The organism is Achromobacter sp. K91, from assembly GCF_003576205.1.
Taxonomy (GTDB): domain Bacteria; phylum Pseudomonadota; class Gammaproteobacteria; order Burkholderiales; family Burkholderiaceae_B; genus Achromobacter; species Achromobacter aegrifaciens.
Map to the genome: position 1 here is coordinate 140,859 of NZ_QWFB01000032.1, position 16,164 is coordinate 157,022.

Sequence of the window (16,164 nt, forward strand, 5' to 3'; positions counted from 1 at the left end):
GAGGCCAGGCGCTTCGGGCGTAGCGCTCAGTCCTCGTCGCCGCCTGCACCCAGGATGCGGCGGATCACGTCATGCGCGAACCCGCGGCTGGCCAGAAAGCGGGCCTGCTTGGCATAGGCCGCGCGGTCTTCCGGCTTGGCGCTGAAGCGCTTCTTCCAGACTTCCAGCGCGCGGTCGTACTCGGTGGCCCGCAGTTGTTCGCGCAATTCGGCGACCTGGTTGTCGTCCACGCCATGTTGCCGCAATTCCTGCACGATGCGCGCCGCCCCTTGGCGCGACGCGCGGCGGTGCACCAGGCTTTGCGCAAAACGTTCGGTGGACAGCCAGCCTTCTTTTTCCAGGGCATCCAGCACGGCCTCGACTTCGCCCGAGTCCTCGGCGTAGGCGGCAAGCTTGCGCGCCAACTCTTCGCGGGCATGCTCGCGCCGCGACAGATAGCCCACGGCCCGCATCTTCAGCGATGGCCCCTTGCGGGCGGACTGGCCGTCCGCGTCCGGGCCGTCCTCGGCAGCGGCGGCGCGCCGGCCTCGGCGCACATTGCCGGCTTCCGAGCTGCGGCTCCATTGCTCTGGCGCATCGCTGGATTCCGCTTCCTGATCGCGGCGCGCATCCGAAGTGCGGCGCAAGCCCTGGGGCTTGGCCACGGTTTCGAATTCATCGTCCAGCTTGGCGCGTAGGCGCTCGGCTGAAGCGGGCGGCGATTTCCAGCTCATGCGTTTCCTGCTTGGTATGCATAACGGCAGGCCCGTCCTGGCGCCTGCCGCAACTGTTCGGGCTGCCCCGACGCGATAGGCGGTCCGTTTGCGGCGAACTTGAATTACGCCGCGCCAGGCCCGCCACCAATCCGATTACTCTTCGGAGGTATCTTCCGCGGTGGGCACGAATTCTGCCGCGCGGCTGACGATGCCCTGGTTTTCGCGAACGCGGTTCTCGATTTCGATGGCCAGTTCCTTGTGCTCTTTCAGGTACTCGCGGACATTGTCCTTGCCCTGGCCGATGCGGTTGCCGTTGTAGCTGTACCAGGCGCCGGACTTGTCGACCACGTTGGCGGCCACGCCCAGGTCGATGATTTCGCCTTCGCGCGAGATGCCGGCACCATACATGATGTCGAATTCGGCCTGCTTGAACGGCGGCGCGACCTTGTTCTTCACGACCTTGACGCGGGTTTCGTTGCCGACGACCTCGTCGCCCTTCTTGATGGAGCCGATGCGACGGATGTCCAGGCGCACGGAGGCGTAGAACTTGAGCGCGTTGCCGCCGGTGGTGGTTTCGGGGTTGCCGAACATCACGCCGATCTTCATGCGGATCTGGTTGATGAAGATGACCATGCAATTGGTCTTCTTGATGGTGGCGGTGAGCTTGCGCAGCGCCTGGCTCATCAGGCGGGCTTGCAGGCCGGGCAGGGAATCGCCCATTTCGCCTTCGATTTCGGCCTTGGGGACCAGTGCGGCCACCGAGTCGACCACGATCAGGTCGACCGAGCCGGAGCGCACCAGCGCGTCGGTGATTTCCAGCGCCTGTTCACCCGTGTCCGGCTGCGAGATCAGCAGGTCGGCCAGGTTCACGCCCAGCTTGGAGGCGTATTGCACGTCGAGCGCGTGTTCGGCGTCGACGAAGGCGCAGGTGCCGCCCAGCTTTTGCATTTCAGCGACCACCTGCAGCGTCAGCGTGGTCTTGCCCGAGGATTCCGGACCGTAGATTTCGACCACGCGGCCTCGCGGCAGGCCGCCGACGCCCAGCGCGATGTCCAGGCCCAGGGAGCCCGTGGAAACCACCTGGATGTCGTGCGACACCTCGTTGTCGCCGTAGCGCATGATCGAGCCCTTGCCGAACTGCTTTTCGATCTGCGAAAGCGCGGCGGCAAGCGCCTTGGCCTTTTCCGATGCGGCGGCCTTGGTGGTTTTGTCGTCCATGTAGAGTCCTGTCTGTAACGTATCTGGTGTCTAGGGAAGTGCCGCAGGGTTAGGCGGGTGCTTTGAGCAACGGGTCAGATTATGGCATCGGATTATACTGTACATAAAACCAGTGTGCCAGTGTTTTGCACGTATACCCTGAGTGGCAAGCATGGCGCCCTATGCCAGAATGCCAGACGAACCCGGCGTTTTGTCCCCTTTGCGCCGCGGGGCCTTTTCTCACTGTAGCCCATGCGTATCCTGATCGCCGAAGACGACAGCATCCTGGCCGACGGCCTGTCCCGTTCGTTGCGCCACAACGGCTATGCCGTGGATGCGGTGCGCGACGGACTGGCGGCCGACTCGGCGCTGGCGGCCCAGGCATTCGACCTGCTCATCCTCGACCTGGGCCTGCCGCAACTGGCCGGACTGGAAGTGCTGCGCCGCCTGCGCGCCCGCAATTCCGCCCTGCCGGTGCTCATCCTGACGGCTGCCGACAGCATCGAACAGCGCGTCAAGGGCCTGGACCTGGGCGCCGACGACTACATGGCCAAGCCTTTCGCGCTGTCCGAGCTCGAGGCCCGCGTGCGGGCCCTGACCCGGCGCGGCGCGGGCGGCGGCGCCACCATGATCAAGCATGGCCGCCTGCTGTTCGACCAGACCGGCCGCGTCGCCATGGTCGACGACCAGACCCTGGACCTGTCGGCGCGCGAAGTCAGCCTGCTCGAGATCCTCCTGACCCGCAGCGGCCGCATGGTCAGCAAGACCCAGCTAGTCGACCACCTGTGCGAATGGGGCGAAGAGGTCAGCACCAATGCCATCGAGGTCTACGTCCATCGCCTGCGCAAGAAGCTGGAGCCCAGCGGCGTGAAGATCGTGACCGTGCGCGGCCTGGGCTACTGTCTTGAGCGGGACCAGGGTGCGGCGTACCTCGCAAGCTGAAGCGGCGCCGCCGGAAGCGCTGAACCAGGAAGCACTGGATGTCATGCGGGCGGGGGCCAAGGGCCCCAGCTTCGCGCCGCCGCAGCGCTCCCTGCTGGGCGAAATCCTGGACTGGATGCTGGCGCCGCTATTCCTGCTGTGGCCGATGAGCGTGGCCATCACCTATGTGGTGGCGCAGAACATCGCCAACGTGCCCTACGACCGTGCGCTGGCCAATAATCTTCACGTGCTGACGCTGCAGGTACATGCGCAGGACGGCCGGGCCGTGCTGAAGATGACCAACACCGCGCGGGAAGTACTGCACGCCGACGAGACCGATAGCGTGTTCTGGCTGGCGCTGGGCAGCCGCGGCGAATACCTGGGCGGCGACCGCGCCCTGCCCCTGCCTTCCACCGTGGGCCAGCCCCGGCCCGGCGAAGTGCAGTACGAGGACGCGACCTTGCGCGGCTTCGGGGTCCGGCTGGCGTTCACCTGGGTGGACCTGCATCTGCCCGATACCCAGCCGGCGCTGCTGATCGCGGCCGAGACCGTCGAAAAGCGCACCCAGCTGGCCAACGACATCATCAAGGGCGTGATCATTCCGCAGTTCGTGGTGCTGCCTGTCGCCGTGCTGCTGGTGTGGTTCGGGCTGTCGCGCGGGGTGGCGCCTTTGAACGCGTTGCAGCAGCGCCTGCGGGCCCGCCGGCCCGACGACCTGTCGCCCATCGACGAGCGCGCCGCCCCCACCGAGATCGCGCCCCTGGTGGCCGCGATGAACGACCTTCTGGACCGGCTATCGTCCAACGTGCAGGCGCAGCGCCGCTTCGTCGCGGACGCCGCGCACCAGCTGAAAACCCCGCTGGCCGGCCTGCGCACCCAGGCCGAACTGGCCCTGCGCGACGCCAGCCCCGAGGAAATGCAGTCCAGCCTGCGCCAGCTCGTGACCGGTTCCGAGCGCGCCACGCGCCTGGTGAACCAGTTGCTGTTGCTGGCCCGGGCCGAAAACCCCAGCGCCATCGGCATGACCCGCACGGACATCAACGCCATCGCCTACGAACAGGCCATGCACTGGGTGCCGCAGGCGCTCTCGCTGAGTACCGACCTGGGCTTCGAAGGCACGGACCACCCGGTCGAGATCAACGGCAACCCGCTGCTGCTGGCCGAACTGCTCAACAACCTGGTGGACAACGCGCTGCGCTACACGCCGCACGGCGGCCACATCACGGTGCGCACGCAGATCCTGGGTGCGCATGCGGTGTTGGAGGTAGAGGATTCCGGCCCCGGCATCCCGCCTGAAGAGCGCGAACGGGTGTTCGACCGCTTCTACCGCGTGCTGGGCACCCAGTCCGACGGTAGCGGCCTGGGCCTAGCCATCGTGCGCGAGATCGCCCAGAAGCACCAGGCCAGCGTCGAAATCAGCGATCACCCCACGACGTATTCGAACCTCCCCGGTATGCGGATTCGCGTGATCTTTCCGCTTTACGCCGAGTCGTCAGACCTCTCCGACGTCTCCTAGGACTATCCCTAGCCTCCCAGGGAAAAGTTACTTTTAGTTTCAATTTTAAGACTCAAGTAAGTATCCCGTCAGAACCTCGTCAGCCTCACCCCCCAATGTTGCATATAGCTCAATGTCGGCTCGCCGGCGGCGGGCGCAGCACGGCGGACCACCGCCGGCCATAAAACCGAGGAGACATCATGAGCACAACAACCATGGCAGGCCGCGGTCCATCCGCGGATCCGCGCCCGATGACCAAGGATGAACGCCGCGTCATCTTTGCGTCGTCGCTGGGCACGGTTTTCGAGTGGTACGACTTCTACCTGTACGGCTCGCTAGCCGCCATCATCGCGCAACACTTCTTCTCGGGCGTGAACCCCACCGCGGGCTTCATCTTCGCCCTGCTGGCGTTCGCCGCCGGTTTCGCCGTACGTCCGTTCGGCGCACTGGTGTTCGGCCGACTGGGCGACCTGGTCGGACGCAAGTACACCTTCCTGGTCACGATCGTGATCATGGGCCTGTCCACGTTCCTCGTGGGCGTGCTGCCCAGCTACGCCAGCATCGGCCTGGCCGCTCCCGCCATCCTGATCGTCCTGCGCCTGCTGCAAGGCCTGGCGCTGGGCGGTGAATACGGCGGCGCGGCGACCTATGTCGCCGAACACGCGCCGCATGGCCGCCGTGGCTTCTACACGTCCTGGATCCAGACCACCGCGACCCTGGGCCTGTTCCTGTCGCTGCTGGTCATCCTCGGCATCCGCACGTTCATGGGCGAAGACGACTTCAAGGCCTGGGGCTGGCGCATTCCGTTCCTGATCTCGGTCGTCCTGCTGGGCATCTCGGTGTGGATCCGGTTGCAGTTGAACGAATCGCCGACCTTCCAGCGCATGAAGGACGAAGGCAAGGGTTCCAAGGCGCCGATCGCCGAATCGTTCGGCCAGTGGAAGAACCTGAAGGTCGTGATCCTGGCGCTGCTGGGCTTGACCGCCGGCCAGGCCGTGGTCTGGTACACGGGCCAGTTCTACGCCCTGTTCTTCCTGACGCAGACGCTGAAGGTCGACGCCAACACCGCCAACATCATGATCGCGATCGCGCTCCTGATCGGCACGCCCTTCTTCGTGATCTTCGGCGCGCTGTCCGACAAGATCGGCCGCAAGCCCATCATCATGGCCGGCTGCCTGATCGCCGCGGCGACGTACTTCCCGATCTTCCAGGGCATCACGCACTTCGCCAACCCGGCGCTGGAAAAGGCCCAGGCTTCGGCGCCGGTCACCGTGATCGCGGACCCGGCCACCTGCTCGTTCCAGTTCAACCCCGTGGGCACCGCCTCGTTCACCAGCTCTTGCGACGTGGTCAAGTCGTTCATGGCCCGCAACTCCGTGAACTACAAGAACGAAGCGGCCCCGGCCGGCTCGGTCGCCAAGGTCAAGATCGGCAACGACGAGTTCGCCTCGTTCGACGGCAAGGCCCTGGCGCCCGCCGACTTCAAGGCCAAGGCCGCCGAACTGGACAAGTCGCTCACCACCGCCATCCGCAGCCACGGCTACCCCGCCAAGGCTGATCCGGCCCAGAGCAACAACGTCATGGTCGTGGTGCTGCTGACCATCCTGGTGATCTACGTGACCATGGTCTACGGCCCGATCGCCGCCATGCTGGTGGAAATGTTCCCGACGCGCATCCGCTACACGTCGATGAGCTTGCCTTACCACATCGGCAACGGCTGGTTCGGCGGCTTCCTGCCCCCGGTCGCCTTCGCCGTGGTCGCCGCCACCGGCAACATCTACGACGGCTTGTGGTATCCGATCATCATTGCAGTCATGACCCTGGTCATCGGCACGCTGTTCGTGCGCGAATCCAAGGACAACGACATCAACGCTTAAAAGGCCATCCCCCGCCGGACGGGACTGCTGCGCCCGCCCGGCCTTTCAAAAGCTCCTTATGGAGCTTTTTTTTTGCGCGCGCATTGGGGGGCTATGGATAGCTCATCGTGAACGTCGCCCGGCCATTGGCCGATCCACCCTTGACCTTGGCCCCGGTTTGCACGTAGCTCGCCGACAGCGGGATCAGGAACGTGCCATTGGCGGCCGCCCCCGCGTACCAACGATTGGGGTTGTCCTGCGCAGCCGAGTCGGGGCCATAGCTGATAAGCGTCGTCCCGCTCTTGACCTGAATGCCTAAACCCTGCGCGGTTGACCCCGAGGTCAGCGACAGCACGGCCGTGCGGTTGGAAGGCGCAGTCTGGTCGGTCAAGGTCAGATGGATGTCGGTGGTGCGGCCGGCGTCGCCACCCGAGCACTGCAATGCGATGTTGAAGCTCTCGGACTTCGAAGTGCTTCCTATCCCAGAGAACTTGCTGGCTGGAATGGTGCCGAGCGGGACGGGAATGGACGGCGTGGCGACTTTGCAGGTAGGGATCACCGGCTTGACGGTGACACTGCCCCGCCAACTGTAGCGCAAGTACTGTTCAGCCCCGACCTTCCATTCCGCGAATATCCCGCTCAACGTTCCGCCGGTTGTGATCGGCCCGGTCTTCACCAGTTCGACCAGAAGGCTGTGAGTACCCATCGTGCCCGACCATGAGTCGGTGCACGAAGACGGCCACCAGACTTTGGTGCAAGATCCCGAGCTTGTGAACTTCAGCCTGTAGCCGATCCCCGAAATCCCAGAATCGTAGAGATTGTTTCCCTGGTAGGTCTTCGAACCCACGAAATCAATCCTGAACGTACCGGAACTGCAGCCACCGCTACCGCCACTGGATGCATTGACAGAACCGCTCCAAAGCGTGGCGCCGACAGTAAGCGCAGGGTCGAAGGCAATAGAAGCGGGACCTTGAAGCGTGAACGCGTACGGATTCGTACAAATTGCTGCCGAGCTGTCGTTGGCAAACAAGTGCGACAGGACAATTGCGCCAGCCGCAGCCAGGAGCCGGACTGCTTTCTTCATGTTTCACCTCGCATCACGCATCACCTCGCCGAAAAGTACGAGTTCTGAGTACCGAAGACCGGCATCGACAAACCTCGATAGCGAGAGAAAAGTGTATTTTTTCGACCCGAGGCGGAAAATCAGCCCAGTCCCAGACCAAGGTCGCCAACGATAGGCCCGGTCCGAATTCGCCTATGTCGCTCCATCGCAATTGAGTCCGCACTTTCAGGACCATGTCAGACCCGCGCCATTAGACTGGGCGCTCAGATTACGGCCTTGCGCCAGATTGACCGACGATTGATCCCCCTGTCGGCCGATTGCAGGGCCAGTGTTCTGACACCGATACCGCGTTCCCCGCGAGCCTTTTATGACGCGGTATTGCGTGCTCCCGTACCGGCCCGGCCCTCAATGAGCCGGGCCGCTTTTTTTTGCCTGCGCGCGCAAAAATGGCGACCCTGCGGTCGCCATCGGCGGATCTTGCAGACAGCCCGCAGTCAGCGGCGCATGCCGACGCCGATCGCCACCACGCCGGCCACGATGGCCGCAATGCCGGCCCAGGCCGGAATCGCCACCGACTTCTCGGTCTCGGCGGTGGCCTTCACCGAACCGATCTGCAGCACGGTCTCCTCGGACTTGTAGTTGAAGCCCTTGTAGGCCAGGGCGGCGATACCCAGGACGATCAGAATGGCGCCGATGATCTTCATTTTTTATCTCCAGTTCGACTTGCTGCGCGGACAGTAGCGCATCGGCCCGCCGCTGTCAGTGACAGAAGGTGTCGCGTCACGCTGCGGTATTGCCGCACTTCGGCAAAGCGGCCGGGTCGTATAGAATCAACCCTTTTGGCCGACGCTCATGTGGTTCAAGAATCTCAAGATTTATCGCCTCTCCTCGCCGTGGACGCTGGTCGGCGACCAGCTTGAAGAAACGCTCGCGCGGCATGCCTACCAAAGCGGCAACAACCTCGAAATGCAAAGCCTGGGCTGGGTTCCTCCGCGCGAGAACGGCGGCCTGGCGCATGTGGTCAACGGCCAGATCCTGCTGAGCCTGCGCGCCGAAAAGAAGCTGCTGCCTGGCACCGTGGTGAACCAGGTCGCCAAGGCCCGCGCCCAGGAAATCGAAGAGCAGCAAGGCTACAAGCCGGGCCGCAAGCAAATGAAGGAAATCAAGGAACGCGTCACCGACGAGCTCCTGCCGCGCGCCTTCAGCGTGTACCGCGACACGCGCGTCTGGATCGATCCGCAGAACCATTGGCTGGTGATCGACGCGGCCGCCTCGGCCAAGGCCGACGAAGTCATCGGCCTCCTGGCCAAGTGCGTGGATCCGTTCCCGCTCGAAAACCTGTACGTGGCGCAGTCGCCGGCTTCGGCCATGACCGGCTGGCTGGCCGAGGACGAGGCTCCGGCCAACTTCTCGATCGACCAGGACACCGAGCTGCGTTCGTCGGGCGAAAGCGGCGCAGCGATCCGCTACGTCAAGCATTCGATCGACGCCGATGACGTGCGCCGCCATATCCAGTCGGGCAAGCAATGCACCCGCCTGGCCATGACCTGGGCCGACCGCATTTCGTTCGTGCTGACCGAAGGCCTGGACGTCAAGCGCGTCGCGCCCCTGGACGTGCTGAAGGAAGGCAACGAAGGCGTGGCCGCCAACGACGACGAGAAGTTCGATTCCGACATGATGCTGATGACGGGCGAATTGGCCAAGATGATGGCCGAACTGGTCGACGCGCTCGGCGGCGAAAAGAAGGTGTAAGCCGCGGGCGCCATGGCGCCAGGCAAACCGCGGGCCGCCCCTGACCGGGCGGCCTTTTTCATGCGCGCGCCGGGCCTCAGGCCGCCACGGCGCGGTCGCGGCCGGCCTGCTTGGCCTGGTAGAGCGCCTGGTCGGCGCGGTCGATCAGATAGGCATAGTCCGGGTGGCCGTCGAAGGTCGCCACGCCGATGCTGGCCGTGATATGCAGCGGCCCCGCCTCGGGGATGTTGAACACATGGCGGCGGATCTCCGCGCCCAGCTTCTCGGCCGTCGCCAGCGCGGCCTCCTGCTGCGCATCCACCAGCACCACGAGGAATTCCTCGCCGCCGTAGCGGAACACGAAATCGCTGGAGCGGCACGATTGGTGCAGCACTTCCGCAAACTGGCGCAACACCTGGTCGCCGCCCGAATGGCCGTGCTGGTCGTTGATGGCCTTGAAATGGTCGATGTCCAGCAACAGGACGGAGAATGCGCTGCGCTGGCGCCGCGCGATCGAGATTTCGCGCCCGACCACCGAGGGCAGGAAGCGCCGGTTCAGCACATTGGTCAGGGGATCGCTGCCGCTCTCGATTTCGGCCACCATGTCGAACAGGCCGTTGAGCAGATGCTTGATGCGGGCCACCAGTTCCTGCAATTCGCGCACGTGGTCCGGCATCGAGGCGGCGAGCCCCTGTTCTTCGCCCCGCATCAATTGCGGCAGCACTACCGAGTCCAACTGCGCGACGGCGTCCGTGATCTGCTGCAGGCCCGGCGCGCTTTCGAACATCGCCCCGCCCTTGTGCTGCAGCCACAGCCCGAATTCCGAGGCCGCAAGCCGCGGCAGGCTTTGCCCTGGCGCACGGTAATGCAAGCCGATCAGCACCGCCTGGCTCCACTCCAGCAAGGCGGCGCGCTGGCGTTCGCGTTCCGTGGAAATGTTCTGGCCCAGGGCAAAAAGGCGATAGGCCTCGTCGTTGCGGGCGCCGCGGCTGATGTCGCGCATGAAGGCGCGGCTCATCTGCTCGACCGCCAGGTCGAACAGATTGCACACGTACTGGGTGGCGACCGATGCGGCCATGCCGTCCAGGTCGCTGGCGCGCAGGCGCAGCGCGATCTCGTTCTTCAGGATGCGGGCGCCCGCCATCACCAGATGGATCGGAATGTGGACGCGGGCGTGCACCTCGCCCACTTTTTTCTGCGTAGCCATCAGGACGGCGATGTCGCCCTGGTCGCGCACGCACAGGAGCCCCTTGAGCCAGCGGGTCATGCCCGCGTGCAAACGGCTGGATACGATGTCGTGGGACAGGCGGGGGCCGGCTTCGGCGTCGGCCAGCAGCGTGGAATAAAAGGCGTCGACCAGGGCGGACAGGCTGTCGCCCACCACTGCGGCGACCTGCCCGCGCGTATAGGCGTCAACCGACTGGTAGACCGCTATCCAGGCCTGCTCGTCGGATGCGCTCAGGTAGCACGCCTGGCCGGATGCGCCGGCGTGCCGATCGGAAGATGGCGCGACGCCAACACTGCTAGTAGACATAGATAATCCGTCCGTAGGCCCTACGGCGTGTCCGGAAACGACACGCGACAGAAAAAGCCAGCGCGGATTATGCTTGAAAACCCCGGCTCCAGGCCGCGTAGCGGCTGGAGTCCAAGGGGTATTCGACCCGGCGCCGCGCGCTTATTCGAGTCCGTGGAAAGCGGAATCGTCCGGACCCACGTGCGACGGATGCTGCCAGGTCACGTCGCGCAAGGAGTGCTGCACCAGGCCCTCCACGCCCAGCAGCACTGCGAAGATCGCCATGCGAATTGGAATGCCGTTATCGGTCTGGCGGAAGATGGCCAGGCGCGGATCGTGGTTCAGGTCCACGCTCAGGTCGTTGGCGCCGGGACGGCTGTCGCGCGGCAGCGGGTGCATCACGATGGTATCGGGGCCGCAGTAGGCGTCGATGATGGCGCGGCTGATCTGGAAATCCGGCGTGTAGCCTTCGTTTTCTTCGTTGGCGAAGCGCTCTTTCTGCACGCGCGTCGCGTAGATCACGTCGGCGCCGGCCAGACCTTCGGCCAGCGTGCTCTTCTGCTCGATGATGTTGCCGTTGCGGCTGGCCTGCTCGATGATGTAGGCCGGCATTTCCAGGCCCTTGGGCGACACCAGCGAGAACTTCACGTTCTTGTACAGCGCCATCAGCTTGATGAGCGAGTGCACGGTGCGGCCGTACTTCAGGTCGCCGACCATGGCGATGTGCGCGCCGTCCAGCAGTTTGCCCAGGCGCGAGAACTCGGTCAGGATCGTGTACAGGTCCAGCAGGGCCTGGCTAGGGTGTTCCCCCGGGCCGTCGCCGCCGTTGACCACGGGGATGTTGGTGGCGCGCGCGAATTCCGCGACCGAACCCTGGTCCGGATGGCGGATGACCATGGCGTCGACGTAGCCGCTCATGACGCGGCTGGTGTCGTAGATCGACTCGCCCTTGGCCATGGACGAGAACGTGAAGCCGGTGGTGTCGCAGACCGAGCCGCCCAGGCGGCAGAATGCCGAACCGAAGCTCACGCGGGTACGGGTGCTGGCCTCGAAGAACAGGTTGCCCAGCACCGCGCCTTCCAGCACGCGCGACACTTTCTGGCGGCGGGCGATGGGCTGCATCATGTCGGCCACGCGGAACAGGTCCTCGACCGATTCACGGGTGAACTGGTCCACCGACAGCAGTTGGTGCTTGCCTTCCACGGCGATGCGGTCACGCAGCGGACCTTCTTGTACGCTTTGCGTATATTTTTCCAGCAAAACACCGTTCTGGACGATTTCGCTGACGAAGCGCTGCACCACTTCCGGCATGGCGCGGAATTCCTGCGAGCCCTCGGGCAGCAACCAGGTATCAAGCGCCCGGCGTTTGACGCCGATGCGGGTCGCGAACACGTCGCGGGTGAGATTCAGGCGCCGCATGGCGTCGCGCAGGAAGGCTTGCTGGGAAATGGTCATGACGGGCCCCGAACAGGAGATTTATATACGCACTGCGCATATTATTCTCAACACAAATTCAAGTCCAACACTTTTGCGCACACGGGTTTACCCGCAACTACCGCCTCGCATAGGCGGTCGTCGTCTGAGGCGCATCCGTGACCGTCTGTCCAGCCGCCAGCCAGCAGGCGGCGCAGAAGGCAAGCGCACTGATCAGATAACAAACCATGGCCAGAAGCTGCGCGGGCCAGTGGGCACGCGTCAGATGTCCGGTGTAGCCCTGGCGCAACAGGCTGACCTGCGCCAGGTAGGCAAACAGAATTCCCAGGCAGGCGGCCAGCAGGCCGCCCAGCAGCAGCGCCAGCGGCAGTTGCAGATCCGGCGCGGCGATATCGCCGCCGACCACGCCCAGCGAAAACCCCGTCAGGACCAGCGCCGCGCCCCCATTGAGCCAGCCCAGGAAGCGGAACGCCCCCGCCAGCAGCGAGAACGACAGGCCGCTAGCACGGATCTGCTGGGCGCGGGCATCCATGGATCAGCCTTCGCCGCCCTTGCGGCAGACCGGAGTTGCGCTCTGGATGGAGGCGCGGGCAGCGGCGATTTCAGCAGCGTCCCAACGCCCTTCGCCCAAGACCGTGATGGTTACCTTGGCGGTGGAGGGGCTGGCGCTTTCGGCGGCAATCAGTTCCAGCACCTTGGCGGGTTCCGTCACCTTATAGAGCTGCACTTCGTCCGGCGCACCCTTTTCGCCCTTCACGTGGCGCCAGGCATAGGCGACGTTATAGGCGTGCTGCACTTGCACGTGGCAGGTGCGCACGTACTCGCCGGCCCGGCGGAAAGCCGCTTCGTAGTTGGTATTGACGGTGAAGGTCTCCGTGACGACGGCATCGGATTCGTAGACCCCTTTGCTCGCGCAGCCGGCCAACAAGGCCGCAAACGCCATTCCCAACCACAAAGACTTGCGCATGACACTTCCCACGATCGAATTCAACTCCGCGAATTATGCCAGGGGGAAAGCCCTCGCACCGCCTCCCGCTTGCAGCCCCTTTCTACGTAGCGCGCCAACAAAAAAGCCGCGAGAGGGATGCCAAGGCATGTCTCGCGGCTTCCAGGCCGGATTGCGGCGCAGGGCGCGGGCCTACTTGGTGGCGGCGCCCTCTATCTTCTCGCCGCCCCGCTGGATGTCCTTGCCTGCCCCCGCTACGGTGTTGCAACCGGCCGAGAGCGCGGCGATCGAAAGCAACATGACGAGAAAGACTTTGTTCTTCATAGACATCTCCTGTCTGGGCTTGGAAAGTGAAGCCAGCATACCCCAAAGACCCTCATTTGCGCATCGACCGGACCGGCTCGCGGCGGCTCCCCTATGGGAGGCTGAGCCGGGATCAAACGCCGTTGGAAAGGCTTGCGTTCGCCTGTCGCGCATTTAGCGCCAATCGATTAGGATGCGGACATGACCAAGAAACACACATCGCAAAGCGCCGGCTCGGCCCACCAGGGCTGGGGCTGGGAACAGCCGCAGTGCCGCGGGCAGGCGGCTTTGGCGCTCTTCATCGACGATCTCCATCGCATTTTGCAGGCGCATGCCGCTGGCAAGCTGGCTGAAAGCAGCACGCTCGCCGACGCGCAGCAGAACGTGAACGAATTGCTGACCCGCTACAACGAAATTGGCGCCGCACCGGATATTTTCCTCGGCCAATCGGTCGAACTCAAAGAGGGCGTCGACCGCGATGGGGTGTCCCATACGGTACCGATTTTTTCGGCACGCCTGAAAAAGTCATTGGTATCGATGCTGGGCCAAGGCCCGGCCTGAAACGCCGCCCGGCTTGCCTGCAGGCTCAGGGCCATAACCAGAACAGTCACCACAGGAGACCGCACAATGAAGAATACCGACAACGTCGTAGAGTTCCTGCGCCTGCTGTCGCTGGATGTCTCCCTGGGAGCCGCCGCCCAGCATGCGGCCAGCCAGGCAGACGCGCCGCTGGCCCTGGCCCGCCTGGCCACCGCTCACGGCTTGCCTTGCAACGCATCGGACTGGTCGGCCTTTGCCCGCAGCTGCCTGGACAGCTCCGACCTGACCGAACAGACCGCAGTCCCCGAAGAAGCCACCATCTGGCAACTGGTGCAGGATCCCGCGCACGGCACGGACATTCCGGCCAGCGCGATTACCCGCGTCATCGGCATCGTCACGCAACCGGAAGGGGGCGAACCCGTCGTGGGCCACGTCGTCGGCGATCTGGCGCCGCGCGCGCCGCTGGGCCTGGCGCCCTATTCCTCAGGCTCCTGAGCTCATGCGGCTTCAGGCATCCGCCTGGCCGCGCCCACCCGATCGCAAGAATTCAATCGCCCCGGCCGCGGCGGCCACGCCGCTCGCCATGCAGGCCGTCAGCAGATAGCCGCCTGTCGGCGCCTCCCAATCCAGCATTTCCCCTGCGCAGAACACGCCAGGGATTTCGCGCAGCATCAGGCCGGAATCCAGCGCGGCGAACGACACGCCGCCTGCGGTACTGATCGCTTCGTCGATAGGCCGCGCACGCAGCAGACGCAGCGGCAAGGCCTTGATGCGCAGGCCCAGCAGTTCGGGGGCGCGGAAATCTTCCGCCGAGGCGCATTCGCGCAGCAACCCCGCCTTGACCCCGGTCAGCCCCAACCGGCTTTGCAGATGGCTGGACATTGACCGCGAGCCGCGCGGGTGCGTCACGGCAGCCATCACTTTCTCCTGCGACCAGTCCGGAGCCAGATCCAGCATGGCGACGGCATGGCCTTGGGCATCGATACGGTCGCGCAGCGGCGCGGACAGGGCATACACCAGGCTGCCTTCTATGCCGGTTTCCGACACGACGAACTCTCCCTGACGGGCGGGAGCCACGCCGGCTGCGGTTTCGCAGGCCATGGCCACGGATTTCACGGGCTGTCCCGCATAGCGTTCGCGAAAATGATCCGACCACGCCACGTCGAATCCGCAATTGGCCGGCCGTAGCGGCGCGACCGTAACGCCGTGCGCTTGCAGGCCGTCGACCCAGGCGCCATCCGATCCCAATTTGGCCCAGCTGCCTCCGCCCAGCGCCAGCACCACGGCGTCAGCCGCGTAGCACTGCTCGCCCTCGGGCGTATCAAAGCGCAGCGCGCCCGGGCCAGGCCGGGAACCCGCCGGCCATCCCAGCCAGCGGTGCCGCATGCGCAGGCGCACGCCGCCGGCGCGCAGCCTGGCCAGCCAGGCCCGTAACAGGGGCGCCGCCTTCATCTCCTGGGGAAAAACCCGGCCGGACGAACCCACGAAGGTCTGGATGCCCAGTCCGTGGGTCCATTCCCGCAATCCGTCCGCGTCCAGCACCTGCAGCCAAGGCGCGACATGGGACGCGCGGTCGCCGTAACGCGCCAGGAACGGCTCGGCCGGCTCGCTGTGGGTCAGATTCAGGCCGCCCCGCCCCGCCATCAGGAACTTGCGGCCGACCGATGGCATCGCATCGAACACATCCACCTGCACGCCTTGCGCGCTCAGGCGCTCGGCGGCCATCAGGCCGGCAGGACCGCCGCCAATGACGGCGACGCGCACGACAGCCGGGCTCATGGCGACGGCGCCTTCAGGCCGCAGGAATGGATACGCGTAGCACTAAGCATGGGGAACGAACCGGGTGGGAATGGCAAGACAGGCGCGGGAACGCCAGGAAGGGAAAAGATTGTCGCATAGCCGGACCGTCGGGCAGGACGGAAGCAATAAACGCCCCAGTGGGGCGTTTATTGACCGGTGTTAGCAAGTCATTGTTATCACAGGGAAAACCCGAAATGCGCAGAGGCTATCCCAAGGCTTGTCCACAGTTGCTGTGGGTAATTCAGTCGGCTTTTTGCGCCGGGATTCAGGCGTGGACGGCAGACTGCATCGGGCCGGACCAGGGTTCGGCGTCGATCTGGAAGCGCAATTCCTGGTATTCCCCGTCCACCGAGACGGAAGGCAGCAGGCCCGCACCCAGCGCCTGGCCCAGCGCGCGGCGGCACAGGGTTTCAGGATCGTCGGGCAAGGACTGGAACACCCCGTCCGGTATGCGCAGGCGCAGTAGCGCCTGGGGATCGCCGCGTTCGGCGGGCCTGCCGATATGAATATGGGCGGGATAGCCGTGGGGGCACCAGATGCCCACGTGGTACTTGCCGTCAGCGCCCGTATCGGCGACATAGCCGGGATGATCGTATTTTGCTGTTCCCATGGACCCTCCTCGAGTGCGGCAACGTAGCGCGCGTGACCCATGGTAGCGCAGGGCTGCGGA

At 64.7% G+C, this 16,164-nt stretch carries 17 protein-coding genes; 6 read left to right on the plus strand and 11 right to left on the minus strand.

Annotated features, from left to right (window positions below; all coding sequences use genetic code 11):
• Window positions 1-26: 26 nt before the first annotated feature.
• On the minus strand, window positions 27-713 hold the full coding sequence (gene recX / locus DXK93_RS15700) for a recombination regulator RecX (RefSeq protein WP_119450546.1): 687 nt from the start codon (window positions 711-713) through the stop codon (window positions 27-29).
• 135 nt (window positions 714-848) lie between these two features.
• Window positions 849-1,913 carry a recombinase RecA gene (gene recA / locus DXK93_RS15705; RefSeq protein WP_054451054.1) on the minus strand — a complete coding sequence of 355 codons (1,065 nt, stop codon included), beginning with the start codon at window positions 1,911-1,913 and terminating at the stop codon, window positions 849-851.
• A 231-nt stretch (window positions 1,914-2,144) separates the two neighbouring features.
• On the opposite strand from recA, the gene DXK93_RS15710 reads away from it, so the two are divergent.
• From DXK93_RS15710 to DXK93_RS15720, 3 genes are all read left to right on the plus strand, one after another.
• Entirely contained in the window at window positions 2,145-2,834 is a 690-nt protein-coding gene (locus DXK93_RS15710) for a response regulator transcription factor (RefSeq protein WP_013392535.1), read from the plus strand.
• Window positions 2,835-2,949: 115 nt separating this feature from the next.
• Window positions 2,950-4,329: a sensor histidine kinase gene (locus DXK93_RS15715; RefSeq protein ID WP_119450576.1), complete on the plus strand. Its 1,380-nt coding sequence runs from the start codon at window positions 2,950-2,952 to the stop codon at window positions 4,327-4,329.
• Window positions 4,330-4,523: 194 nt separating this feature from the next.
• On the plus strand, window positions 4,524-6,185 hold the full coding sequence (locus tag DXK93_RS15720) for an MFS transporter (RefSeq protein ID WP_054451052.1): 1,662 nt from the start codon (window positions 4,524-4,526) through the stop codon (window positions 6,183-6,185).
• Between the two features lie 91 nt (window positions 6,186-6,276).
• On the opposite strand, the gene DXK93_RS15725 is transcribed toward DXK93_RS15720, so the two are convergent.
• Window positions 6,277-7,248 carry a fimbrial protein gene (locus DXK93_RS15725; protein WP_119450548.1) on the minus strand — a complete coding sequence of 324 codons (972 nt, stop codon included), beginning with the start codon at window positions 7,246-7,248 and terminating at the stop codon, window positions 6,277-6,279.
• Between the two features lie 473 nt (window positions 7,249-7,721).
• Entirely contained in the window at window positions 7,722-7,931 is a 210-nt protein-coding gene (locus DXK93_RS15730; RefSeq protein ID WP_059379226.1) for a hypothetical protein, read from the minus strand.
• Between the two features lie 148 nt (window positions 7,932-8,079).
• On the opposite strand from DXK93_RS15730, the gene DXK93_RS15735 reads away from it, so the two are divergent.
• Window positions 8,080-8,979, plus strand: a complete 900-nt coding sequence (locus DXK93_RS15735) for a recombination-associated protein RdgC (protein ID WP_054451049.1) — start codon at window positions 8,080-8,082, stop codon at window positions 8,977-8,979.
• Window positions 8,980-9,055: 76 nt separating this feature from the next.
• Here DXK93_RS15735 and DXK93_RS15740 read toward each other — a convergent pair whose 3' ends face one another.
• From DXK93_RS15740 to DXK93_RS15760, 5 genes are all read right to left on the minus strand, one after another.
• Window positions 9,056-10,492: a diguanylate cyclase gene (locus DXK93_RS15740; RefSeq protein WP_119450549.1), complete on the minus strand. Its 1,437-nt coding sequence runs from the start codon at window positions 10,490-10,492 to the stop codon at window positions 9,056-9,058.
• A 141-nt stretch (window positions 10,493-10,633) separates the two neighbouring features.
• Window positions 10,634-11,926, minus strand: a complete 1,293-nt coding sequence (locus tag DXK93_RS15745; RefSeq protein WP_054451047.1) for an aspartate carbamoyltransferase — start codon at window positions 11,924-11,926, stop codon at window positions 10,634-10,636.
• 97 nt (window positions 11,927-12,023) lie between these two features.
• Window positions 12,024-12,437, minus strand: coding sequence for a hypothetical protein (locus tag DXK93_RS15750; RefSeq protein WP_119450550.1), 414 nt, complete (start codon window positions 12,435-12,437; stop codon window positions 12,024-12,026).
• Window positions 12,438-12,440: 3 nt separating this feature from the next.
• A complete protein-coding gene (locus DXK93_RS15755; protein ID WP_054451045.1) occupies window positions 12,441-12,872 on the minus strand; it encodes a BPTD_2524 family lipoprotein in 432 nt (143 codons plus the stop codon).
• A gap of 171 nt (window positions 12,873-13,043) precedes the next feature.
• Window positions 13,044-13,175 carry an entericidin A/B family lipoprotein gene (locus DXK93_RS15760; protein WP_042792633.1) on the minus strand — a complete coding sequence of 44 codons (132 nt, stop codon included), beginning with the start codon at window positions 13,173-13,175 and terminating at the stop codon, window positions 13,044-13,046.
• A 180-nt stretch (window positions 13,176-13,355) separates the two neighbouring features.
• On the opposite strand from DXK93_RS15760, the gene DXK93_RS15765 reads away from it, so the two are divergent.
• Together DXK93_RS15765 and DXK93_RS15770 are read left to right on the plus strand one after the other, a co-directional pair.
• Window positions 13,356-13,715 (plus strand): hypothetical protein, encoded by a 360-nt coding sequence (locus DXK93_RS15765; RefSeq protein WP_119450551.1) that lies wholly within the window; start codon window positions 13,356-13,358, stop codon window positions 13,713-13,715.
• A gap of 66 nt (window positions 13,716-13,781) precedes the next feature.
• Window positions 13,782-14,189 (plus strand): hypothetical protein, encoded by a 408-nt coding sequence (locus tag DXK93_RS15770; protein ID WP_054451043.1) that lies wholly within the window; start codon window positions 13,782-13,784, stop codon window positions 14,187-14,189.
• Window positions 14,190-14,201: 12 nt separating this feature from the next.
• Here the strand turns inward: DXK93_RS15770 and DXK93_RS15775 are convergent, their stop codons facing one another.
• Window positions 14,202-15,473 carry a TIGR03862 family flavoprotein gene (locus DXK93_RS15775; protein WP_119450552.1) on the minus strand — a complete coding sequence of 424 codons (1,272 nt, stop codon included), beginning with the start codon at window positions 15,471-15,473 and terminating at the stop codon, window positions 14,202-14,204.
• A gap of 286 nt (window positions 15,474-15,759) precedes the next feature.
• Window positions 15,760-16,104: a hypothetical protein gene (locus DXK93_RS15780; RefSeq protein ID WP_119450553.1), complete on the minus strand. Its 345-nt coding sequence runs from the start codon at window positions 16,102-16,104 to the stop codon at window positions 15,760-15,762.
• Window positions 16,105-16,164 lie beyond the last annotated feature (60 nt).